This is a genomic window from Klebsiella sp. 10-1 (genome assembly GCF_009758445.1).
GTDB lineage: Bacteria > Pseudomonadota > Gammaproteobacteria > Enterobacterales > Enterobacteriaceae > Klebsiella > Klebsiella scottii.
In genome coordinates, this window is the sequence record NZ_WQRE01000003.1 from 431868 (window position 1) to 454103 (window position 22236).

Here is a 22236-nt window from a genome sequence, read left to right on the forward strand (position 1 = left end):
CCGCGGCCGGCCTTACGGGAGTTATTGCTATGACTGATATTACGCAATTGCTTGGCAAAGATGCCGACAGCTTGTTACAGCACCGTTGTATGACTATTCCAGCCGATCAGCTCTATTTACCGGGATCGGATTACGTCGACCGGGTGATGGTTGATAACAATCGTCCGCCGGCGGTGCTGCGTAATATGCAAACCCTGTACAACACGGGGCGCCTGGCCGGCACCGGCTACCTGTCGATCCTGCCGGTTGACCAGGGCGTGGAGCACTCGGCGGGCGCCTCTTTTGCCGCCAACCCGCTGTACTTCGATCCGAAAAATATCGTCGAGCTGGCGATTGAGGCCGGCTGTAACTGCGTGGCGTCGACCTACGGCGTGCTGGCCTCGGTATCGCGCCGCTACGCGCACCGCATTCCGTTCCTCGTGAAGCTAAATCACAACGAGACCCTGAGCTACCCGAACACCTTCGACCAGACGCTGTACGCCAGCGTTGAGCAGGCCTTTAATATGGGCGCGGTGGCGGTGGGCGCGACTATCTATTTCGGTTCAGAAGAGTCGCGCCGCCAGATCGAAGAGATCTCTGCGGCGTTCGAGCGCGCGCACGAGCTGGGGCTGGTCACCGTGCTGTGGGCCTATCTGCGCAATCCGGCATTTAAGAAAGATGGCGTCGACTATCACGTCTCCGCCGACCTGACCGGCCAGGCTAACCACCTGGCGGCGACCATTGGCGCGGATATCGTGAAGCAGAAAATGGCGGAAAATAACGGCGGCTATAAGGCGGTTAACTTCGGTTATACCGACGACCGCGTCTACAGCAAGCTGACCACCGAGAACCCGATCGATCTGGTTCGCTACCAGCTGGCGAACTGCTATATGGGGCGGGCGGGGCTGATTAACTCCGGCGGCGCGGCGGGAGGCGAGACCGACCTGACGGATGCCGTGCGTACGGCGGTAATCAACAAGCGCGCCGGCGGCATGGGGCTGATCCTCGGACGTAAAGCCTTCAAAAAATCGATGGCCGACGGCGTGAAGCTGATCAACGCCGTGCAGGACGTCTATCTCGACGGCAAGGTAACCATAGCCTAGGCGTGTCTTTTGTGTCTCTGAACGTTTTTTATCGGACGTTCATTGCTGCGAAGATGTCGGCTGAAACTGCTGGTGTTGTCGGCCTCAAAATCGCTGAGACGCTGCCGGCAGGCCGGGGCAGCCCGCATGGATGCGGGCTGAGGGCCGTGATTTACAGGGACGTTACCTCGGCCCGACCCGACAGCCTGACGGCATCGGTCGAAGGGACCGCGCAGCGGCGATTTTGGCTGGCCGGAGCCCGGGGGTACAGGGGGCGGCGGCGATGGGCCGCCCCCTGTGCGCTCCCTGCGCTACGGGGAACATAGGGCAGGGAAATCGCCGGGGAGCGCAACATCCTGCGGAGCAAGAAAATATCCTCCGCCGCGGCGACCACCAAACCTCATGCGGCGGCGATGGGCCGCAATATCCTGCGGAGCAAGAAAATATCCTCCGCGGTGGCCGCTACTCCCTTATCAGCCTGGCCGCCTGCTGCAGAGCCAGATAAGCCTCATAGCGACGCTGGTGAACCGCCTGATGCTGCGTCGCGCTGAAATAGGTCTTATCCACCCGGGTAAACCGCTTCATCGCCTCCGGCAGCGACGCGCAAACCCCGCCGGCGACGGCGCCCAGAATCGCTGAACCTAACAGCACCGGCTCGCTGCACTCGGTGCTCATCACCGGAATGCCGCAGGTATCGGCCAGCAGCTGGCGAACCAGCGGATGCTGCCCCGCGCCGCCGCTAATCACGATATTCTCGCTGCGCACGCCGCAGACCTCCTGGGCATCAAGGATCTGTCTCAGGCCGTAGCCAATGCCGCACAGTCCGGCCACGTACAGCGCCAGCAGATGATCGACATCCTCCTCCATCCCCAGCCCGGCAACGATCGCCCTGGCGTTAGGGTCCGCCAGCGGCGCGCGATTGCCTAAGAATTCAGGCACCACGTGCAGGCCGGCGGCGAGGCGTACCGCCTCGGAGGGGCTCTCCAGGCGGGCCAGCACCCGGTCCGCGAGATAGACCGGCAGCGGCAACCCGGCCTCCTGCGCCAGCTGACGGGCTTCATGCGCCGCCGGATGGAAGCTCAGCAGCCGGTCGATAGCGGCGCCTGCCGCGCTCTGACCGCCTTCATTCAGCCAGAAGCCCGGCACCATCGCCGAGTAGTAAGGGCCCCAGACGCCGGGCACGAAGATGGCCTCCTGCGAGGTGGTCATGGTGCAGGAGGAGGTGCCAAACACGTAGGCCATATTGCTGAGCGCGCCGTCGAGAACCCCAACTGTGCCGATGCCGCCGGCGTGGGCGTCAATCATGCCAACCGCCACCGGCGTGCCGACCGGCAGGCCCATCTGCTGTGCGGCGACGGCGGTAAGGCCGCTGCCGCAGGGCGTTCCCGGATCGACAATGCGCTGGCCGATGCGCGCAAACCCCTCGTCCGCCAGCTCGGCAAGCCCAATCTGGCGGAAGTAGTCGGCATCCCAGCGCTGCTCGTGGGCCAGATAGGTCCATTTACAGGTGACGGTACAGACCGAGCGGGCCTCGTCGCCGGTGGCGCGCCAGGTCAGGTAGTCCGCGAGATCAAAAAAGTGTCGCGCCTGCTGATAAACCTGCGGGCGGTTCTCCTTAAGCCACAGTATTTTTGGCGTTTCCATCTCCGGCGAGATAATGCCGCCGACGTACTGCAGCACCGGGTGACGGGTAGCGTTAATTTTTTCCGCCTGCCCGGTCGCGCGGTGATCCATCCAGACGATGATATCGCGGTTTGGGTCCTCTGAAGGACCCACCGCCAGCGGCGCGTCGTTTTCACCGACCACCACCAGCGAACAGGTGGCGTCGAAGCCAATGCCCGCCACCGAGTCCGGCGCGGCGCCGGAGCGGGCGATCGCGGTTTTAATGCAGTCGCACACCGCCTGCCAAATCTCGCTGCTGGATTGTTCAACCATGCTTCCCGGGCTGCGAAAGAGGGTAATCTCCCGCGTCGCGTGGGCGAGCAGTTCACCATTGAGGTTGAAAATGCCCGCCCGCACGCTGCCCGAGCCGACATCGACGCCAATAATGGTTGGTGTATCGCAGTTCATAGAGCCATCCTTTAGCCAGCCTGATTAAAGAGTTAGAGATCCACGCTGTTAGGCAGGATAACGAGGTCGCGTACGGTGACGTTTTTCGAGCGGGTCACCATAAACAGCACGGATTCAGCCACTTCAATCGGCTGCATCAGGCTGCCGTTGGCCAGCGCTTCCTCCATTTTTTCTTTCGGCCAGTCGTCAAGCAGGGCGGTAACTACCGGGCCAGGCAGGACCGCGCCGACGCGCACGCCGTACTGCGACACCTGGCGACGGGTGGTGTGCACGAACGCCTGAACCGCAAATTTTGAGGCGGTGTAGATAGGTTCCCAGATAACCGGAACCACCCCGGCGATGGAGCTGGTAAAGATGATATCGCCGGACTTTTGCGCGATCAGGTGCGGCAGAACGCTGCGCACGCAGCGGAAGGCGGCGTTGGTGTTAAGGTGGAGCACGCGATCCCACACGTCCGGATCGCCTTCGGCCACCGGCCCGCCGATATAGGCGCCGGCGTTGGCGTGGAAGATATCCAGCCCGCCCGCCAGCTTAAGAATACCGGCCAGAATATTATCGACCTGTTCGCCCTGCATCAGATCCACCTGCAGGGCGAAGGCGTTTTCGCCCAGTTCGGCCACAATCTTATTTAGCTTTTCGCCTTCGCGGTCGATCAGGACTACCTTTGCGCCCGCCGAGAGCAGGGTTTTGGCGCATTCGAGACCGATACCGGAAGCCGCGCCGGTCACCGCAGCGACTTTACCATTGAGAGAAGTATTCATAGAGGATACGGAGTGGTTCATTTTATAATCCTTCACCGGGTCTGTTTTGGTAAATCGATCTGGCCCGTAATAAGCCGGGACCAGCGTTGGAGTCAGGTACTAAATCTTGCTAAGATTTTGAATATCAGCATCATTTATTTATATACGCTGGATACTGAGCGGCGTGCGACCTGGCGCGCCGGGGAGCATAGTGGTTGCTCAATCGATGAAGCTAATGTGCGCCAGCTTCATCGATTGAGCAAGTGGGGAAATTAACAGCGAAATGAATTTGTGACGCAAGTTGGGAAAATGAAAAAAATCACTATCTACGATCTGGCGGAATTATCCGGCGTCTCGGCAAGCGCGGTCAGCGCGATCCTCAACGGTAACTGGAAAAAACGCCGTATCAGCGCGAAGCTGGCGGAGAAGGTTACCCGGATTGCCGAAGAGCAGGGCTATGCGATCAACCGCCAGGCCAGCATGCTGCGCAGTAAAAAATCCCACGTAATCGGCATGATCGTCCCTAAATATGATAACCGCTACTTCGGATCGGTGGCGGAAAGTTTTGAAGAGATGGCGCGCGAACGCGGGCTGCTGCCGATTATTACCTGTACCCGCCGTCGCCCGGAGCTGGAAATTGAAGCCGTGAAGGCGATGCTTTCCTGGCAGGTGGACTGGGTGGTGGCGACCGGGGCAACCAATCCGGACAAAATTGCCGAGCTGTGCCAGCAGGCGGGGGTGCCCACCGTCAACCTTGACCTGCCGGGAACCATTGCGCCTTCGGTAATTTCCGATAACTACGCCGGCGCGAGGGCGCTGACCGATAAAATCCTCGACAACAGCCTGCGGCGTCACGGCAGCCTGGCGCCGCTGACCTTCGTCGGCGGCCGCAGCAGCGACCATAACACCCTTGAGCGTCTGCGCGGCTTTCACTACGCGCATCGGGCGCGCGGCCTGAACGTGCCGGCGGAAAATATCCTCGCTCCCGGCTACTCAAAAGGCAAAGTTGAGGCCAGCATGCTGGCCCGCTTCGGCGCGCCGGATGAACATCTGCAGGGCTTCTTCGTCAACTCAACCATCTCTCTTGAAGGGGTCGTCCGCTGGCTGGCCCAGCGGGGCCTGACCGGCACCGGGCAGCCGCCGATGGGCTGCTTTGACTGGGACCCTTTCGTCTACCTGCTGGGGCACGATATTGACATGGTTCAGCAGAACGTGCCGGCGATGCTGGAAGCGGTGTTCGGCATTATTGATTCCGGCGACGCCGCTAAACAGCTGGTCGAAATCCCGCCGCTGCTGATCGGCAGCCGCGAGCTTATCTGAGCGCGTTGCGGGCGTTAGCGCGTCAGCAGCCAGCGGGCGGTGTGCTCATCGGTCACCAGGCCGTTGATCCAGCCGCCTTTCAGCGCCGCCAGAATTGCCGGACGCTTATATTCGCCGCAGGCTACCGCAATTCGCGGGCAGCGGTTGTGGCGGATATCGTAGCTGGTGATCATCTGGTTGATATTGCTCTCCACCACGCCGCCTTCGGCATCGATAAACCGGCCGAGGATCTCGCCGATCCCGCCCTGGGCCGTTAGCTCGTCCAGCTGCGCCTGATTAATAAATCCGTCCTTGAAGATTGGGCTGTGGGTGCCCAGCGGGCCGATGCCGACGAAAATCACGTCCGCCTGCTGCGCCACTCCGGACACGTTCTGAAACAGGCGGCTGGTGCACCACATCCGGTGCTCGTCCGCCGTTTGCGCATAGCGCGGCGCCGGCCACTGGTAATATTTGGCCTGTATTTTCCGCGCCAGCAGCAGGGGAACGTCGTCGTAGTAGTTGCACTGTCCGTCGGCATCCATCGCGCTTATCAGCGCCACGCAGCGCGTGTTCAGGCTGTCGAAATCGATGCGCTGCATGGTTTTCTTCAGCGTCAGCCCGGAGCCAATGCCGATAATTTTGGCCTTATCGTCCTGCAGATAGCGGGCCATCAGCTGGTAGCAGCCGAACGAAACGCTGTCGAGGGTGCTCTCCTCGCTATAGGCCGGAACGATATTGCAGTCGATAAGCCGATATTTTTCCTGCAGCAACTGGGCGTAGTCGAGGCAGTTTGCCACCGGATGATGCAGCCCAATCGAGACGATGCCTTCCTCTTTCGCCGCGGCAATCAGCCGCTGGACCACCGGCCTTGAGGTGCCGAGCTGGCTGGCGATCTCGCTCTGATTCTGGCCGGCAATGTAGTACATCCACGCGGCGCGGACCTTCTGGTCCAGCCTGATGTCATCTTCTTTACTCACGGTTCCCTGCCTTAAGTTTGCGGCCACGGCGATAAGTTCGTCTTTCTGCAGGCCCACTGATTTTGACTATTAGCAGCATTTTGGCTGCGGCTCAGAAAACAGGCAAGCTTTTGCTCTGATTTGGTCATTTGTAATTTAATTGGGTAATTGCTCTTTTGTGATCTATGGCTCTTAATTGGGTCAAATGATCATCTACAGTGAGCCACATCACTCAAGGAGATCAGAATATGAATCAGCAATACACATGGCTTCACATCGGTTTGGGTTCTTTTCACCGTGCGCATCAGGCGTGGTACCTGCATCGCCTGATCGCCAGCGGCGATAAGCGCTGGCATATCGCCGCCGGCAACATTCGCGACGATGCCGAGCAGGTGGTGCAGGCGCTGGCCGCGCAGGGCGGGCGCTATGTGCTGGAGACCGTCAGCCCGGAAGGCGAACGCGAGTATGAAGAAATCACCTCTATTCAGAAGCTGCTGCCGTGGCAGAAGGGGCTACAGCCGCTGATTGATGAAGGGGCCAACCCGCAGACTAAGGTCATTGCCTTCACCGTCACCGAAGGGGGTTACTACCTGAATACCAGCCATCGTCTGGAGACCAGCAACCCCGACCTGGTTGCCGATCTGCAGGGCGACTGCCAGACCATCTACGGCACCATCGCGCGTATTCTGGAAAAGCGCATGGCGGATAACGCCGGACCGCTGACCCTGCTGAACTGCGATAACGTCCGCCACAACGGCGAGCGCTTCCACGACGGGCTGGTGGAGTTCCTGCAGCTAACCGGCAGGCAGGCGCTGGTTGAGTGGCTGGCGGCGAATGCGAACTGCCCGAACACGATGGTTGACCGCATTACGCCGCGCCCGGCGGCGGATCTGCCGGCGCGAATCAAAGCGCAAACCGGCATTGACGATAAGGCGCCGGTCATGGGCGAAACCTTCATTCAGTGGGTGGTGGAAGATAATTTCCGCGCCGGGCGACCGAATCTGGAAGCCGTTGGCGTTGAGATGGTGGCCTCGGTTATTCCTTACGAAGAGGCGAAAATTCGTATTCTCAACGCCTCGCACAGCTGCATCGCCTGGGCGGGCACCCTCATCGGCCAGCGCTATATCCACGAAAGCACGCTGACCGGGTTCATCTACGCCATCGCCGATCGCTACGTCACCGAAGACGTGATCCCATGCCTCGGCGATAACGGGATCGACCTCGCGACCTATCGCGACGTGGTGCTCAAGCGCTTTACCAACCCCTACATCCAGGACACCAACCAGCGGGTGGCGGCGGACGGCTTCTCTAAAATTCCGGCGATGATCGCCCCGACCCTGCAGGAGTGCTATCAGCGCGGCGCGCGTCCGGAAGCGACGGCGATGCTCCCGGCGCTGTTCTTCGTCTTTATGGAGCAGTGGCACAAGGGAACGCTGCCGTATCAATACCAGGACGGGATCCTCGACGCGCAGGCGGTGCATGAGATGTTCGAAGCCAGCGACCCGATCGCCGTCTACGCCAAAGACCGGGCGCTATTTGGCGCGCTGGCGGATCGCGAGGACTTCCTGGCGCTGCTGCGCGAGAAGATTGCCGCAGTTTATACGCTGATTAAGTAAGAGGTGGCTATGTACTTAGGGATCGATCTTGGCACGTCGGAAGTGAAAGCGCTGGTCATTGATGAGAACAATGACGTCGTCGCCAGCCATAGCGCGCCGCTGAGCATTCAGCGGCCCCATCCCCATTGGTCCGAGCAGGCGCCGCAGGCGTGGTGGGAAGCCACGGAGTATTTGATGACCACCCTGCGGGAAAAGTGCGGCCATCACTGGTCGGCCATCAAGGCGATCGGCCTCTCGGGGCAGATGCACGGCGCGGTGCTGCTGGACAGCCGCGGGGAGGTGATTCGCCCGGCAATCCTGTGGAATGACACCCGCTGCGCCGACGAGTGCCGCGAGCTGGAGGAGGCGGCGCCCGAGCTGCACCAGGTGGCGGGAAACCTGGCGATGCCGGGGTTTACCGCGCCAAAACTGCTGTGGGTGCGGCGCCATGAGCCGGCCAACTTCCAGCGCACGGCTACGGTTATGCTGCCGAAGGATTATCTGCGCTACCGGATGACCGGCCGGAAAATCTCCGATATGTCGGATGCCGCCGGGACGCTGTGGCTGGACGTGGCGAAGCGTGACTGGTCCGATGCGCTGCTGGACAAGTGCGGCCTGTCGCGCAGCCATATGCCGTCGCTGGTCGAAGGCTGCGAGGTGTCCGCGACCCTCGATCCGCTGGTGGCGGAGCGCTGGGGACTGAACGCGTCGGTGGTGGTCGCCGGCGGCGGGGGCGATAACGCGGTCAGCGCTATTGGCGTCGGGGCGGTCTCTCCGGGCGATGCCTTTATTTCTCTCGGGACTTCCGGCGTGCTGTTCGTGGTGACCGACGCCTATCGTCCGGCGCCGCAGTCGGCGGTTCACGCCTTCTGTCACGTGCTGCCGAACCTGTGGCACCAGATGAGCGTCATGCTCAGCGCCGCCAGCTGCCTGCAGTGGTTCTGTCGTCTCACCGGTACCACCGAAGTCGCTCTGCTGGAAGAGATTGCCCAGCTCAGCGAGGAAGAGAAAGCCAGCGCCCCGTTCTTCCTGCCGTACCTTTCCGGCGAACGCACGCCGCATAACGATCCCGATGCCCGCGGGATGTTTTGGGGGATGACGCACTCCAGCCTGCGCGCGCAGCTGGGCTACGCGGTGCTGGAGGGCGTGAGCTTTGGCATTAACGACGGGCTGCAGGTGCTGAAGGACAGCGGCACGCGGATTGAACAGTGCTCGCTGGTTGGCGGCGGCGCCCGAAGCCCGTTCTGGGCCCAGCTGCTGGCGGATATTCTCGCGATGCCGGTGGTTACCCATAAAGGGGGCGAAACCGGCGGCGCGCTGGGGGCGGCGCGGCTGGCCTGCCTGGCGGCAGGGAAACCGCTGGCTGCGGTGTGCGAAAAGCCGGAAGTCTGGCAAACCTGGCGCGCGACGCCGGCCCGCCATCAGGCCCTGATGCAGCGCTATGCGCAGTTTAAGGCCTTATATCTCAACGACCTGAATTACCGTCAGCGCTAATTATAAATAACATATCCTAAATAATTCGGGCTGCAGGAAGGCGGCGACGCAGGGAATCTCCAGGAGCTTACTTAGGTAAGCGACCGGAGCGAGTGAGGAAGCCAACGCACCTGCAGCCTGAATTATGACGGGTATAACAACCGCCCCGGTGACGCCACCGGAGCGGCATCCTGTACCCTGAAAACGAGGTCATTATGTCCGTAACCAATAAACAGTGGCTTGGTCTGCCCCTGAATCTGATATGGGGATACATTGCTATCGCCGTGTTTATGACCGGCGACGGTTTCGAGCTGGCTTTTCTCTCGCACTATATCAAAGAGCTGGGCTTCACCCCGGCGCAGGCCTCTTTCGCCTTTACGCTGTACGGCCTGGCCGCCGCGCTCTCGGCGTGGATTTCCGGCGTGGTGGCGGAGATCATCACCCCGCAGAAAACGATGATGATCGGCTTCGTGCTGTGGTGCGTGTTCCACGTTCTGTTCCTGGTTTTTGGCCTCGGACACGCTAACTATCCGCTGATCCTGCTGTTCTACGGCATTCGCGGCTTTGCCTATCCGCTGTTCCTCTACTCGTTTATCGTGGCGATTATTCACAACGTCAAAAGCGACAGCGCCAGCTCGGCGCTGGGCTGGTTCTGGGCCGTCTATTCAATCGGCATCGGCGTATTCGGCAGCTACATTCCGAGCTTTACCATCCCGCATATCGGCGAGCTCGGTACCCTGTGGCTGGCGCTGGCGTTCTGCGTCACCGGCGGCGTTATCGCGATGGTCGCGCTGCGCAAAATTGAGACGCCGCGGCATATGCAAAACCTGACCACCCGCGAGAAGTTTGCCGAACTGGGCCGCGCGGTGACGCTGCTCTACAGCAATCGCAATATTCTGCTCTCCAGCGTGGTGCGCATTATCAATACCCTGTCGCTGTTCGGCTTTGCGGTGATTATGCCGCTGATGTTTGTTGATGAGCTGGGCTTCACCACCTCGGAGTGGCTGCAGGTGTGGGCGGTGTTCTTCTTCACCACCATTTTCTCCAACGTGCTGTGGGGGATCTTAGGCGAGAAGCTGGGCTGGATCAAAGTGGTGCGCTGGTTTGGCTGCGTGGGCATGGCGCTGTCGAGCCTCGCTTTTTACTACATTCCGCAGCACTTCGGGCATAACTTCGCCATGGCGCTGATCCCGGCGGTTGCGCTGGGGATCTTTGTCGCCGCCTTCGTCCCGATGGCCGCCGTGTTCCCGGCGCTTGAGCCTAAGCATAAAGGGGCGGCCATTTCGGTCTATAACCTGTCGGCGGGGCTGTCCAACTTCCTCGCCCCGGCGATAGCGGTAGTCCTGCTGCCGTACTACAGCACCATCGGGGTGGTTATCGCCTACACCGCGCTGTACGTGCTGGCGTTCTTCCTCTGCGCGTTTATCCGCGTTGAGCAGCCGGGTTTTAGCCAACAGCCGGCCGGTAGCGGTAAAAGCGTTGAATTTTCCTGATGAGAGTCTACGGGCCGCGATGGCAGACATCGCGGCCCGCCTGAGGTGGATGATGAGTATTAAAGCGGTAATTTTTGACATGGACGGCGTGCTTATTGATTCGGAAAGCCTGTGGCGCCAGGCGCAGATTGAGGCCCTGGCGCGCTGGGGCGCCACGGTTAGCGTGGCGGAGTGTGAAACCTTGACCAAAGGCAAGCGGCTGGACGACATTGCGCGCACCTGGTGCCGCCATTGTCAACTCAGCGTCGCGCCTCAGCGCCTGCAGCAGATGATCCTGCGGCGGGTGACCGGGCTGATTATCGCCAGGGGCGAGGCGATGGATGGCGTCAATGAAGCCCTGGTCCATTTCCGCCACTGCGGCTACAAGATTGCGCTGGCGACCTCCTCATCCCATCAGGTTATTGCCGCCGTGCTCGATAAACTCGCCCTGCGCCCCTGGTTCGACGTGATATCCAGCGCCGATGACGAAGCGTGGGGCAAGCCGCACCCGGCGGTCTACCTCTCGACCCTGCGCAAGCTCAATCTCCGCGCGGACCAGTGTCTGGTTATCGAAGATAGCGCCAGCGGCTTTCAGGCCGCCCGGGCCGCGGGCATCCCGACGATAGCGGTGACCGAAGATTGCCAGCATCAGCAGTTCCACGGCGCCGTCGCCCGCCATCATTCGCTAACCGAGCTGCTGCTGTCGCGCGCTGAAAGCGTCAAGGCGGCCGGATAGCCACGTACCGATGAGCGCAGAAACCCTGGGGATGTAACGGTCGGTTTATCTCTTTTCTGCGCTCATTTTCACACCTTTCCCTGGCGATCGCCCATCTATTTCAGCAGCGCGCAGTCCGGCGGCAGCCGGCAGCGCAGGGCGCCGGGCAGAATTTCCATGCGGAAGGTTTTGCCGCTTAGCGGCTCGCCGTCGAGGTTAAAGGTCATCTCGTGGGCGGCGGTAATTTCAAACCAGGACGAAACGCCGTCCACCAGGTTAGGGGAGTTGTCGGGATTGGCCAGCGTACTGAACAGCGCCGGCAGCAGCTCCTGACCGGTAAAGATGCGCAGATGCAGCAGCCCGTCGTTAATTAACGCCTGCGGGCACAGCTGCTGGCCTCCGCCCGCCTGGCGTCCGTTGCCGATGCCGATCACCAGCGCGTCCCCTTGCCAGGAGAAGTTCTCCCCGCGGATTTCACAGCGGTCGGGTTTGAGGGTATCCATGCGCATCAGGCCGTGGATCAGGTAGGAGACGCCGCCCAGCGCGGCCTTGAGCTTTTCCGGCGTTTCGGTAGTGATCCGGGTGCCGAAGCCGCCGGTGGCCATATTAATAAAGCCGGTTTTATCGTTGACCCGCGCGACGTCTATCGCGATATCGCGCCCGACAATCGCCAGCTTGAGGGCGCTGGCGAGGTCCAGCGGGATCCCGACGCTGGTAGCGAAGTCGTTGGCGGTACCGAGCGGCAGGATCCCCAGCGCCGCCTTGCTGCCACGCTGGACCAGCGCGGTGGCGACTTCATTAATGGTGCCGTCGCCGCCGCCGGCAATCACCGTGCCGACGTTAAGCCGTTCGGCCTCATCGACGAAGCGCCCGGCGTCGCCTTTTTCCCAGGTGACGCGGACGTGGATATCGACGCCCTCTTCGCGTAACAGATTTATCGCTTCGCGCAGCTGCGGCTCATTAGCGCCTTTGCCATTCAGAATCAGTAAGCTGGCCGGAAACGTTGACATGATGGTTGCCTCATTGCACAAGATGCAGAAAGTGTACCGCATGAAGAGAAGGATGGATATTTCGTAAATTATCGGCCCGGGGGGCGTGGATATCGGGCTATCGATAACCGCGCCCCCCTTTTTCTGCAATGGTAGCTCAACCGGCGCGCTATTCGTCCTGTGATACGTTGCGCGGGAGTGTCAGAATTGCGCGGGTAAATTTGACCATTGATACAGTAAGGAAAAGAGGATGTCCCGTAACACATTCACCTACGTAACGAATTCCTGCATGGCGGTATTTTGTCTGGCTTTCTCCCTGCAGGCTCTCTCCGCGCAGGTGACGGAGAAGAGCATTTCCGGCGGGGAACAGTTTACCGTTACGCTGCAGGATATCCCGGGCACCGGCTACAAGTGGATGCTACGTTCCTTACCCGCGCAGGTCATGCTGGTCGCCGAGAATTACCGCCAGCCCGCCAGCTGCGGTAAGCGCGCAACGGGCTGCCCGGTGGAAAGAACCTTTACCTTTAAAGGTGTCCAGCAGGGGAGCGGAAATATTAACTTCGTCTATGGCCGCCCCTGGCTGAATATCACAGAGAAAGCGACCACCGTACGGGTCAGCGTAAGGTCAAATGCCCCTGCGCGGTAATTCGGCATTACGCTATTACTTCGCATCTTATTCGCGCACGGTTTTTAAACTGTGCGCTTTATGTTAATTGTCTTTTCAAAAAGGCTTCTTCATATTAACAACCTGCCCCTGCGAGCGTCATTATTGAAACAAAGGGCAAAAAAATTTCTCTATATATCGTGTGGTTTTAGTTTGGTTGTTCTTTACCAGGAGATTATCTGCGTAATTTGAATAACCCGGTCCATAGAGAGATATTATGAAACAGAACCAACAAGCTGAACCTTCACGTCGTACCATTCTGAAGCAGACGTTAGCGCTTTCCGCGCTGTCCATCACCGGGCTGGCGGCCTTATCGGTACCGACGATCTCTTTTGCCGCGTCTCTGAGCAAAGAGGAACGCGACGGTATGACGCCGGATGCGGTAATTGAACATTTTAAACAGGGTAATCTGCGTTTCCGGGAAAACCGCCCGCTTAAGCACGATTATCTGCAGCAAAAGCGCAGCAGCCTGGCGGGGCAGTTCCCGGCGGCGGTGATCCTCAGCTGTATCGACTCGCGCGCGCCGGCAGAAATTATTCTGGATGCGGGGATCGGTGAAACCTTTAACTCTCGGGTTGCGGGTAATATCAGCAACCGCGATATGTTAGGTAGCATGGAGTTTGCCTGCGCCGTCGCCGGTGCGAAGCTGGTGCTGGTGATGGGGCATACCCGCTGCGGCGCCGTCCGCGGGGCCATCGATAATGCCGAATTAGGTAACCTGACCGGCTTACTCGATGAAATTAAACCGGCCATCGCAAAAACCGAGTACAGCGGTGAACGTCAAGGCAGTAATTACGACTTTGTTGATGCCGTGGCGCGGAAAAACGTCGAGCTGACAATCGAAAATATTCGGAAAAATAGTCCGGTGCTGAGAAAGCTGGAAGAACAAAGGAAAATCAAAATTGTTGGCAGCATGTATCATCTTGCTGGCGGGAAGGTCGACTTCTTCGAGGTATGAGTTAGATAACAAAGCCCGCGCGCATGCAGCCTGAAGATAAATATTCATAGCGCATAATCGGCAGGGAAGAGGGCGCAAAAATCGCCCTCTTCCCTGATAGCGCCTCTGGTGGGGAACAATCAGAAGCGGAGGTCAACGCCGAGCATTACCGTTCTGCCGGGATCTGGCATGCTGATAACCGCTCCGGGCTGGATATCATAGCGATCTGTGACATTATTAACCGCGGCAAAAAAGGTCGCATTTTTATTTAAAATATATTCTCCATACAAATCAATTTGGTACCCGGAAGGTATTTCGATAACCGGGTTGGCTGCTGTCCCCTCAAGCCATCCCGCAGGGTTTGTTTTCGCCGAGTGATATCTGTATCTGATGCCAGCATCGACGGTTTCATTGCGGAATTTTTTCCCCAGATTCACAGAGATATTTTGTTTGGCGGGAATTCTGGTGGGCGTTAATCCCCAGGCGAAGCCCATGTTATTGCAGCTGCTGGTGTTATATTTTTGCGCATAGTAGTTTGAGCACACCGCCGTTTTGCTATACAACGTTGCGGAAATGGCAGAGTAGAACAGTTCGCTGTTGTATTTAAGCGAAAAGTCAATTCCGGATAAATCGAGCTTATCATAATTCATAAACGTGAAGTTATCCTGCCATGCCGGCATTCCCGCGGTTTTATCCTTTAATCCGGGAGAGATAAAATTATTGGTCCTGTTGTTAAACCAGGAGAGGGAGAGGTCAAGAGCATCCTCCGCGGATAATAAAGCCGGGCGATGTATCTTAACCCCAACTTCTTTTTGCAGGGAGACTTCTGGCGCGATCGGGTCCGCCGGGTTATAGCTGAAAATCTCATTCGATACCGTGGTTTCATACAGGCTCGGCATTCTGTAGTTTCTGGCTGCTTTCACAAACACGGTTGTGCCTGGGGTCAGCGCATAGCTTATTTCGGAACTCAGGTCTGCTTTAGCCTGATATTTTACGCTTTGATTGGTCTGAAAATCGTTGGCTGCGGAATTATGATAATTAATACCCAGATTGACCTGGAGCGGACCACTCTCAATCATCCCGTTGACGAAAAGGGCATTTTCCCTTCTCTCGCCATGCCGCGAGGTGGGATAGGCGGTAAACCGGGTCAGACCGTCAGATTTTGGCGCCAGCTTTTCTTTTTGCGTTGACGACCCGTAGCGGAGCGTGAGCATGTTTAACTGGCTTTCATTGACAATGGCTATACCATTTTTATTGTTGCTATAGGCATGCAGATATTGTTGCGCATTGGTCCCCAATGCCCACAGGCCGTTATATTGCTTTAAGTTCGTATCGGTTATCCAGTAGTTCAGATTTAAGTTAATCAGCCTGTTGTTAACGGGGGTATAGGTATATCCGGCACTGTAGGCATTAACAATCGCGCTGCCGGGTTTCCATTGTGGCATGGATTCCACGCCCGCAGGCAGGGGCTCGAAGTCAATGTCATTGGCGTTTTTATACCAGTAGGCAGCCAACGTTTCACCGGCCTGCTGACGATGGTTGCGGTACGCAAGGTTGAAGTGATGATCATCATTCGCGTTGATCGCAAGCTTATAAATAAATGACTCGCTTTCAAAGTAAGTGTTTACGACCTCTTCATTTTTAAATACCACCGGATCGTTGAATTTTTTAAAGCCATTTTTCCCTGAAAAATAGTTCCCGGTAGATCTTTTACTATAGGCAAGCACGGTATCAACCGTATCATCTCTGAAGCCAAAGGCAAGCGTGGCGGAGCCATTTCTAAAATCATACCCGCGGGGCTTGTCCGTTAACTGATAATAGCTCTGCTCCGCATAATCATCAGGGATATCAGGCTTTTTATTATTATTGAACGTTCTTAGCTTAAGAAGTAAGCCGTAGCTATTGCCGGGATTGATAATATCCTCCGTGGAGAGGGTTTTTATATTTATTACCCCACCGATGGCGCCGGATGAAAAGGCATTGTTATTCTGTGAGGCCCCTTTGCTGATGGTGATATTGCTGATTAAATCAGGGTCGATATACGTTCTGTCGCTGGTTCCCTGATAGCCTCTTGACGTGTGGGTCGACTGCAGCGAGCCGTCAATAAACACCGGAACACGGCCTTCTCCCTGCAGTCCCCTGATTCCTGGATCAATCGCACCCGCCTCATTTCTCATATTATTTGACTGGATATATGTTTCAGAGGAAAAAATATCTGCATTCGCAATTCCTCTGAATCTGTTTAAATCAGATCCGGAGAGGGTATTTTCGGCGGTCCCTGTAGATGAAACAACCATAATTTCTTCATTGTCATTTTTTCCCTCCGCAAGCGTCGAACCTGTAAAAACCGACGTCGATAAGGTGAGGATTAAGGCGCGTTTTCCCATGAAATTTCCTTATTTTTTAAAAAGATATCGAAAATCCAACAATGTTAGTGATGAAAAACCAGTAGATGGTTAATTACCGGTTTAAAACACTAAAAAAATAAAGAATGGCAGTTTATGCCTCTAATTAAACAAATGCAAATAGTTATCATTATCATTTAATTGAGGTGATTATAATTATCTGTCTAATGAATGATGGATAAAAAGCATGTCACTCCTGGGCCAGCGGGAGAGCGCCGTTCCGGTCAGAGCGGCTGATGGCGACAACATATTGATGGCCGCGCCTGAACGGAGGTTTTGTCGCCCAGGAGGAACCAAAGCAGCGGGAAAGGCGGGGAATTGTTTTTAATATCAGGGGAACGATCGCGGATGGGTCTCCGCTGTAAAGAGGGCACCTGGTAAAGCAAAGCCGGTATCCAGGCATGGACAGCATGCGGACGTAGATAGGTTAATAATAAAAAAATAAGCCCGCGTAAGGGAGATTACGCAGGCTAAGGAGGTGGTTCCTGGTACAGCTAGCATTTATGGGTTATGTTTTTCAGCGAAATGGATGATACCGGCTTTAAGCGAAACGGTATGTGATCCGTTTCTAATATCCGTGCATCCTGAAAAAATAACCCTGGTAAACTAGCTGCCGTGCGGGTTTCTGGTGCTCTGGCCGGCAAAGTTGCGCATCAGCAGGGCGTACTGCAGCACCATATCTTCCGGTACCGGCAGCCAGACCGTGTAGCCATCGCCGGGGGCGACCGGCATCACTTCGCCTTTGGCATTTTCCATATGCTCAAGGGTGAAGTTGACGTTGCCCTGCGGCGTCATCAGCTCAAGGCTGTCGCCGAGGGTGAATTTGTTCTTCACCGCCACCGCCGCCAGCTGGCCGTTACGTTCGCCGGTAAACTCTCCGACAAACTGCTGGCGCTCTGAGAGAGAGTAGCCGTACTCGTAGTTCTGATAATCATCATGGGTATGGCGGCGCAGGAAGCCTTCGGTATAGCCGCGGTGGGCCAGCCCTTCCAAGGTTTCCAGCAGGCTTTCGTCAAACGGTTTGCCGGCGGCGGCGTCGTCGATCGCCTTGCGGTAGACCTGGGCGGTACGGGCGCAGTAGTAGAAGGACTTGGTGCGGCCTTCGATTTTCAGCGAGTGCACGCCCATATTGGTCAGGCGCTCAACGTGGGCGATGGCGCGCAGATCCTTCGAGTTCATGATGTAGGTGCCGTGCTCGTCTTCGAAGGCGGTCATATATTCGCCCGGGCGCTTGGCTTCTTCAATCATAAATACCCGGTCGGTCGGCTCGCCGATCCCCAGCGTTGCCTCAACGTTCTGTACCGGGATCGGCTCATATTTGTGGACAATATTGCCGACGTCGTCCTGCTTGCCTTCCTGGACGTTATATTCCCAGCGGCAGGCGTTGGTGCAGGTCCCCTGGTTCGGATCGCGTTTGTTGATATAGCCGGAGAGCAGGCAGCGGCCGGAGTAGGCCATGCACAGCGCGCCGTGAACGAAAATTTCGAGCTCCATCTCCGGCACCTGGCTGCGGATTTCGGCAATCTCTTCCAGCGACAGCTCGCGCGAGAGAATGACCCGGCTCAGCCCCATCTGCTGCCAGAATTTTACCGTTGCCCAGTTGACGGCGTTGGCCTGTACCGAGAGATGGATCTGCATCTCGGGGAAGTTTTCCCGTACCAGCATGATTAAGCCCGGATCGGACATGATCAGCGCATCCGGCCCCATTTCCACTACCGGCTTCAAATCGCGAATGAAGGTCTTCAGCTTGGCGTTATGCGGCGCGATGTTCACCACCACGTAGAACTTTTTCCCCAGCGCATGGGCTTCGTTGATGCCGAGCTGCAGGTTTTCGTGGTTGAATTCGTTATTGCGCACGCGCAGAGAATAGCGCGGCTGGCCGGCATAAACGGCATCTGCGCCGTAGGCGAAAGCGTAACGCATATTTTTCAGCGTTCCCGCCGGGGAAAGGAGTTCCGGTTTAAACATGATTTTCTCGTTCTGATGACAGGTCAGATTCGCCGCACCTGGTGGGCGAGTTGGGGAGTGTCCCCACATTAAGGGCGGGCATTGTAGCGCCGTGGGGGAGGCAGGTAAACCCTTTCACGCCGTCAGCGCCGGGTCGGCGGGTCAATGACGGCAAATGCTCCTGCTGCGCGGACTCGTCGGCGCCATATGGGCGAGAGCGCCGGAGGCGTTTTTCGCATAAAAATCACCCGCCAGCAGGCGGGTAATCGCGCGGGCAGAACGGCATCCGGCGGCCTATGCCAGCCGGCAGGCGTCCGCCTCCCAGCGGTAGCCGACGCCGTAGACGGCGCGGATAAACGACTGCTCTGCGTCCAGCGACTCCAGCTTGCGGCGCAGGTTTTTGATATGGCTATCGATGGTTCGGTCGGTGACCACGCGATAATCATCGTAGAGATGGTTCAGCAGCTGTTCGCGCGAGAACACTTTTCCCGGCTCCTGGGAGAGGGTTTTCAGCAGGCGAAACTCGGCGGGGGTGAGATCCAGCAGCTTGTCGCGCCACGAGGCCTGAAAACGCCCTTCATCGACGATCAGCGGGCTGACGGCATCCAGCGCCTGCAGCTCCGGACGCGGCTTGCAGCGGCGAAGGATGGTTTTCACCCTCGCCACGACTTCACGCGGGCTGTAGGGCTTGCAGATATAGTCGTCGGCGCCGATCTCCAGCCCCAGCAGGCGGTCGATCTCCTCAATCTTGGCCGTCACCATCACCACCGGAACGTCGGAGAAGCGGCGAATTTCACGGCACAGCGTCAGCCCGTCGGTGCCCGGCAGCATCAGATCCAGCAGGACCAGGTGCGGCGGCGTCTGGCGAACGTAGGGCAGAACCCGATCGCCGTGATTAATCAGCGTCGGCGCATAGCCTGCGGCAAGCAGATAGTCGATCAGCAGCTGGCCGAGCTTGGGTTCATCTTCCACGATAAGAATACGCGGGGTGTTTTCATCAACAGGTAATTCAATCATACGTCTCTCGGTAAATCGCGTTCCAGAGGTAACTCTACTTTAATGCTAACCCCGCCAAAAGGCGAATGGCCGGCCCGTAAGGTGCCGCCGTGGGCGGCGACGATATTGACGCAGATAGCCAGCCCGAGGCCGGAGCCGCCGCTGGCGCGATTGCGCGAACCTTCTGCGCGGTAGAATCGTTCGCAGAGGCGCTCCAGCTGGGCGTCGCTGACGCCAGGGGCGCTATCGGCGAAGTCGACGATCAGCATCCGACCGTTTTGACTGGCGCTAATCAGCAGCTTGCCGCCGCTATCGGTATAGCGAAGGCTGTTTTCCAGCAGGTTATTGAAAAGCTGCATCAGGCGGTCGCCGTCGCCAAAAATCATGGCGCTTTCCGGTAACGATACGCCGATCTCCAGCCCGCGGCTGGAGAAGCGCTCGCGGAAGGCCCCCGCCGCGACTTCCAGCAGGGTGATAATATCCACGGAGGTTTTCTGATAGGCCAGCGCGCCCTCATCCGACATCGACAGCTGGTGCAGATCGTCAACCAGCTTGGTCAGGGTGGCGACTTCCGCCTGCAGGGAGGGGATAGAGTCCGGGGTGAATTTGCGTACCCCGTCCTGAATCGCCTCCAGCTCGCCGCGCAGAACCGCCAGCGGCGTGCGCAGCTCGTGGGAAATATCCGCCATCAGATCGCGACGCATCTGCTGGTTGCGCTCAAGGGTGCTGGCAAGCTGGTTAAAGTCCTGCGCCAGGCGGCCAAGCTCATCGCCGCCGCTAGCGGTGACCCGGGTGGAGAAATCACCCGCCGCGAGGCGATGGGTTCCTTCTACCAGCCGTTTAACCGGCGCCAGCAGGCCGCGCGCCAGCGGGAAGGTCGCCAGCGCCGCAAGGATGGTCGCCAGGGCCACAATCAGCCAGCTGGTGCGCTTCTGCTGCCGATCGAAATTGATATCGGTATTGCGGGTTAAGCGCTCCACCGGCGAGGCGATGACCGCCCCTACCGGAGCGCCGTCAACGAGGATCTCGCGGCGGGTACCGTCTTCAGGCACCGGCTCCCGCGGGCCGACCAGCACGCGGCCTTTCTGATCGACCACCCAGAACATCGTCCGCCAGCCGTGCGGAGGCATATCCGGCCCGGGACCGCGGGGTCCGTTGTCCGGCGGCGGGCCTCGGTCCGGCCCCGGACCCCGCTCGCCGTCAGGCCCTGGGCCGTGGCCGGCGGGGGAGCGATCGTCGTTGTCGCGCTCAAAGGTGCGCAGCAGCTGGAAAATAAAGCGGTCGTTGTTGCGCAGGAACTTCCAGCTGCCGTGCTGGGCATACTGCTCGCTGAGGGCGTCGCCAAGCATCGTCAGCCGCTGTTCGTTACCGCGCTTAATGTAGTCGATAAAGCCGCGTTCAAAGCTGATACGCACCGCCCAGTGCATGCTGATCAGCAGCACGATGCAGGTGGCGAAGATGGCGAGAAACAGTTTGCCGGTAATGCCGGGACGCCAAAGCTTCACGGTTCACTCCTTTTGCGGCGGGCGATGACGGTATTGCCTTCGATGTCATCCGGTACGCGGGAAAAAATAAGCGCCGGCAGCGCGATAATGACCGCCATGCTCAGGTAGGTGTAGAGAAAGACCTGATGCGCGGTAGCCGCATCGGCGCTGAGGTGCTGCTGGCCGAACATCCCCAGCAGCATGCCGGCGATGGTGACGCCAATACTCATCGACAGCTGCATCACCATCGACAGCATGCTGTTGCCGCTGCTGGCCAGCGGGTCCGGCAGATCCTTCAGCGTCAGGGTATTCATCGACGAGAAGCGGCTGGAGTTGATCATGCCTTGTAAAAACAGCACCACCGGCAGCAGCCAGTACCAGCCCGCCAGCGCGACGGCCATAAACAGCAGGCTGACCAGCGCCAGGCCGATCGTCGCCACAATCAGCACCCGGCGGTAGCCAAAGCGGTTCACCACCTGCACCACGATGCGCTTCATGCCCATGCTGCCGAGCACCATCGGGATCATCATCAGGCCGGCGTGGAACGGCGTGAAGCCGAGGCCAATTTGCAGGAATACCGGCGTCATGAACGGCAGCATGCCGCTGCCGATACGCCCGGCGAAGCTGCCGCCGAGCCCGAGGGAGAAGGTGCGGTTGCGGAACAGGTCGAGGCTGAACAGCGCGCCGTCATTGCCCCGCGCGTGCCACAGATAGAGAACAACGGAGGCGATGCCGATAGCCACCAGCGCCGTCAGCAGCAGCGGAGAAATACCCAGCCCTTTTTTGCCGTCAAGAGCGAGGGTTAACGTCGCCATGCCGGTGGCCAGCAGGATAAAGCCGAGCATATCAAAGCGGCGCGTCTGCAGGGTGTAGTTCGGCATCAGCGAGAGCGTGGCGATAGCGCCGATAATGCCGACCGGAATGTTGATTAAAAAAATCCAGTGCCAGGAGGCATATTCCACCAGCACGCCGCCGAGCGCCGGACCCAGCAGCGGCCCGACCTGGCCGGGGAGGGTGACGAACGTCATCGCCGCCATATACTGCGAGCGGGGGACGATTTTCATCACCGTCAGGCGGCCTACCGGCACCATCATGGCGCCGCCGATGCCCTGCAGCACGCGGGCCAGCACCAGCTGGTCAAGGGTGTTGGCCTGGGCGCAAAACAGCGACCCGAGGGTGAACAGGATAATGGCAGTAAAAAAGATATTGCGCACTCCGACCCGATCCGCCAGCCAGCCGCTGGCGGGCAGCATAATCGCCACCGTCAGCACGTAGGAGACGATAACCATATGCATATGCAGCGGGCTCTCCCCGAGGCTTTTGGCCATCGAGGGGAGGGCGGTGTTGACGATAGTGGTATCCAGCGACTGCATAAAGAAGCCGAATGCCACTATCCATAGCTGCCAGCGCACGCTGGACGGGAGATCGGTCAT

17 protein-coding genes are annotated in these 22236 nt (G+C 58.4%); 8 read left to right on the top strand and 9 right to left on the bottom strand.

Annotation, left to right across the window (positions count from 1 at the left end; translation table 11 throughout):
* Nucleotides 1–29 precede the first annotated feature (29 nt).
* Nucleotides 30–1082, top strand: a complete 1053-nt coding sequence (gene fbaB / locus GO007_RS13970; RefSeq protein WP_095101355.1) for a class I fructose-bisphosphate aldolase — start codon at nucleotides 30–32, stop codon at nucleotides 1080–1082.
* Nucleotides 1083–1523: 441 nt separating this feature from the next.
* On the opposite strand, the gene GO007_RS13975 is transcribed toward fbaB, so the two are convergent.
* Complete coding sequence (locus tag GO007_RS13975) at nucleotides 1524–3131, bottom strand: FGGY-family carbohydrate kinase (protein ID WP_095100833.1); 1608 nt, start codon at nucleotides 3129–3131, stop codon at nucleotides 1524–1526.
* Nucleotides 3132–3163: 32 nt separating this feature from the next.
* Nucleotides 3164–3913 carry an SDR family oxidoreductase gene (locus tag GO007_RS13980; RefSeq protein ID WP_189339866.1) on the bottom strand — a complete coding sequence of 250 codons (750 nt, stop codon included), beginning with the start codon at nucleotides 3911–3913 and terminating at the stop codon, nucleotides 3164–3166.
* A gap of 267 nt (nucleotides 3914–4180) precedes the next feature.
* Between GO007_RS13980 and GO007_RS13985 the strand changes: the two genes are divergently transcribed.
* Nucleotides 4181–5191: a LacI family DNA-binding transcriptional regulator gene (locus GO007_RS13985; protein WP_095100835.1), complete on the top strand. Its 1011-nt coding sequence runs from the start codon at nucleotides 4181–4183 to the stop codon at nucleotides 5189–5191.
* A 14-nt stretch (nucleotides 5192–5205) separates the two neighbouring features.
* Here the strand turns inward: GO007_RS13985 and GO007_RS13990 are convergent, their stop codons facing one another.
* Nucleotides 5206–6147 (bottom strand): sugar-binding transcriptional regulator, encoded by a 942-nt coding sequence (locus GO007_RS13990; RefSeq protein WP_095101359.1) that lies wholly within the window; start codon nucleotides 6145–6147, stop codon nucleotides 5206–5208.
* A 227-nt stretch (nucleotides 6148–6374) separates the two neighbouring features.
* Between GO007_RS13990 and dalD the strand changes: the two genes are divergently transcribed.
* From dalD to GO007_RS14010, 4 genes are all read left to right on the top strand, one after another.
* The gene (gene dalD / locus GO007_RS13995; protein WP_095100837.1) at nucleotides 6375–7742 is read left to right on the top strand and encodes a D-arabinitol 4-dehydrogenase; all 1368 of its coding nucleotides are present in this window, start codon (nucleotides 6375–6377) and stop codon (nucleotides 7740–7742) included.
* Nucleotides 7743–7751: 9 nt separating this feature from the next.
* Nucleotides 7752–9215 (top strand): xylulokinase, encoded by a 1464-nt coding sequence (gene xylB / locus GO007_RS14000; protein ID WP_095100839.1) that lies wholly within the window; start codon nucleotides 7752–7754, stop codon nucleotides 9213–9215.
* Nucleotides 9216–9409: 194 nt separating this feature from the next.
* Nucleotides 9410–10687, top strand: coding sequence for an RbtT/DalT/CsbX family MFS transporter (locus tag GO007_RS14005; RefSeq protein WP_095100841.1), 1278 nt, complete (start codon nucleotides 9410–9412; stop codon nucleotides 10685–10687).
* A gap of 52 nt (nucleotides 10688–10739) precedes the next feature.
* Nucleotides 10740–11402, top strand: a complete 663-nt coding sequence (locus tag GO007_RS14010) for an HAD family hydrolase (RefSeq protein ID WP_095100843.1) — start codon at nucleotides 10740–10742, stop codon at nucleotides 11400–11402.
* A 95-nt stretch (nucleotides 11403–11497) separates the two neighbouring features.
* Here the strand turns inward: GO007_RS14010 and yegS are convergent, their stop codons facing one another.
* Nucleotides 11498–12391, bottom strand: a complete 894-nt coding sequence (yegS, locus tag GO007_RS14015; protein WP_095100845.1) for a lipid kinase YegS — start codon at nucleotides 12389–12391, stop codon at nucleotides 11498–11500.
* A gap of 229 nt (nucleotides 12392–12620) precedes the next feature.
* On the opposite strand from yegS, the gene GO007_RS14020 reads away from it, so the two are divergent.
* Both GO007_RS14020 and GO007_RS14025 read left to right on the top strand, forming a co-directional pair.
* Complete coding sequence (locus GO007_RS14020; protein WP_095100847.1) at nucleotides 12621–13016, top strand: protease inhibitor I42 family protein; 396 nt, start codon at nucleotides 12621–12623, stop codon at nucleotides 13014–13016.
* Nucleotides 13017–13251: 235 nt separating this feature from the next.
* Nucleotides 13252–13992, top strand: coding sequence for a carbonic anhydrase (locus GO007_RS14025; RefSeq protein WP_095100851.1), 741 nt, complete (start codon nucleotides 13252–13254; stop codon nucleotides 13990–13992).
* A gap of 119 nt (nucleotides 13993–14111) precedes the next feature.
* On the opposite strand, the gene GO007_RS14030 is transcribed toward GO007_RS14025, so the two are convergent.
* The 5 genes from GO007_RS14030 to mdtD all read right to left on the bottom strand — a co-directional run bounded on the left by GO007_RS14030 (nucleotide 14112) and on the right by mdtD (nucleotide 22236).
* Complete coding sequence (locus tag GO007_RS14030) at nucleotides 14112–16358, bottom strand: TonB-dependent receptor domain-containing protein (RefSeq protein WP_095100853.1); 2247 nt, start codon at nucleotides 16356–16358, stop codon at nucleotides 14112–14114.
* A 624-nt stretch (nucleotides 16359–16982) separates the two neighbouring features.
* Complete coding sequence (gene trhP, locus GO007_RS14035; RefSeq protein ID WP_095100855.1) at nucleotides 16983–18344, bottom strand: prephenate-dependent tRNA uridine(34) hydroxylase TrhP; 1362 nt, start codon at nucleotides 18342–18344, stop codon at nucleotides 16983–16985.
* 273 nt (nucleotides 18345–18617) lie between these two features.
* The gene (gene baeR / locus GO007_RS14040; RefSeq protein ID WP_095100857.1) at nucleotides 18618–19340 is read right to left on the bottom strand and encodes an envelope stress response regulator BaeR; all 723 of its coding nucleotides are present in this window, start codon (nucleotides 19338–19340) and stop codon (nucleotides 18618–18620) included.
* A complete protein-coding gene (baeS, locus tag GO007_RS14045) occupies nucleotides 19337–20824 on the bottom strand; it encodes an envelope stress sensor histidine kinase BaeS (protein WP_095100859.1) in 1488 nt (495 codons plus the stop codon). The genes baeR and baeS overlap by 4 nt, the downstream gene beginning before the upstream one ends.
* Nucleotides 20821–22236, bottom strand: coding sequence for an MFS transporter (mdtD, locus tag GO007_RS14050; protein ID WP_095100861.1), 1416 nt, complete (start codon nucleotides 22234–22236; stop codon nucleotides 20821–20823). Before mdtD ends, baeS begins: the two co-directional genes overlap by 4 nt.

Bases quoted from the DNA above. Each gene is read 5' to 3' on its own strand.
- fbaB (WP_095101355.1), top strand. From the start codon at position 30: ATGACTGATATTACGCAATTGCTTGGCAAAGATGCCGACAGCTTGTTA.
- GO007_RS13975 (WP_095100833.1), bottom strand. From the start codon at position 3,131: ATGAACTGCGATACACCAACCATTATTGGCGTCGATGTCGGCTCGGGC.
- GO007_RS13980 (WP_189339866.1), bottom strand. From the start codon at position 3,913: ATGAACCACTCCGTATCCTCTATGAATACTTCTCTCAATGGTAAAGTC.
- GO007_RS13985 (WP_095100835.1), top strand. From the start codon at position 4,181: ATGAAAAAAATCACTATCTACGATCTGGCGGAATTATCCGGCGTCTCG.
- dalD (WP_095100837.1), top strand. From the start codon at position 6,375: ATGAATCAGCAATACACATGGCTTCACATCGGTTTGGGTTCTTTTCAC.
- xylB (WP_095100839.1), top strand. From the start codon at position 7,752: ATGTACTTAGGGATCGATCTTGGCACGTCGGAAGTGAAAGCGCTGGTC.
- GO007_RS14005 (WP_095100841.1), top strand. From the start codon at position 9,410: ATGTCCGTAACCAATAAACAGTGGCTTGGTCTGCCCCTGAATCTGATA.
- GO007_RS14010 (WP_095100843.1), top strand. From the start codon at position 10,740: ATGAGTATTAAAGCGGTAATTTTTGACATGGACGGCGTGCTTATTGAT.
- yegS (WP_095100845.1), bottom strand. From the start codon at position 12,391: ATGTCAACGTTTCCGGCCAGCTTACTGATTCTGAATGGCAAAGGCGCT.
- GO007_RS14020 (WP_095100847.1), top strand. From the start codon at position 12,621: ATGTCCCGTAACACATTCACCTACGTAACGAATTCCTGCATGGCGGTA.
- GO007_RS14025 (WP_095100851.1), top strand. From the start codon at position 13,252: ATGAAACAGAACCAACAAGCTGAACCTTCACGTCGTACCATTCTGAAG.
- GO007_RS14030 (WP_095100853.1), bottom strand. From the start codon at position 16,358: ATGGGAAAACGCGCCTTAATCCTCACCTTATCGACGTCGGTTTTTACA.
- trhP (WP_095100855.1), bottom strand. From the start codon at position 18,344: ATGTTTAAACCGGAACTCCTTTCCCCGGCGGGAACGCTGAAAAATATG.
- baeR (WP_095100857.1), bottom strand. From the start codon at position 19,340: ATGATTGAATTACCTGTTGATGAAAACACCCCGCGTATTCTTATCGTG.
- mdtD (WP_095100861.1), bottom strand. From the start codon at position 22,236: ATGACCGATCTCCCGTCCAGCGTGCGCTGGCAGCTATGGATAGTGGCA.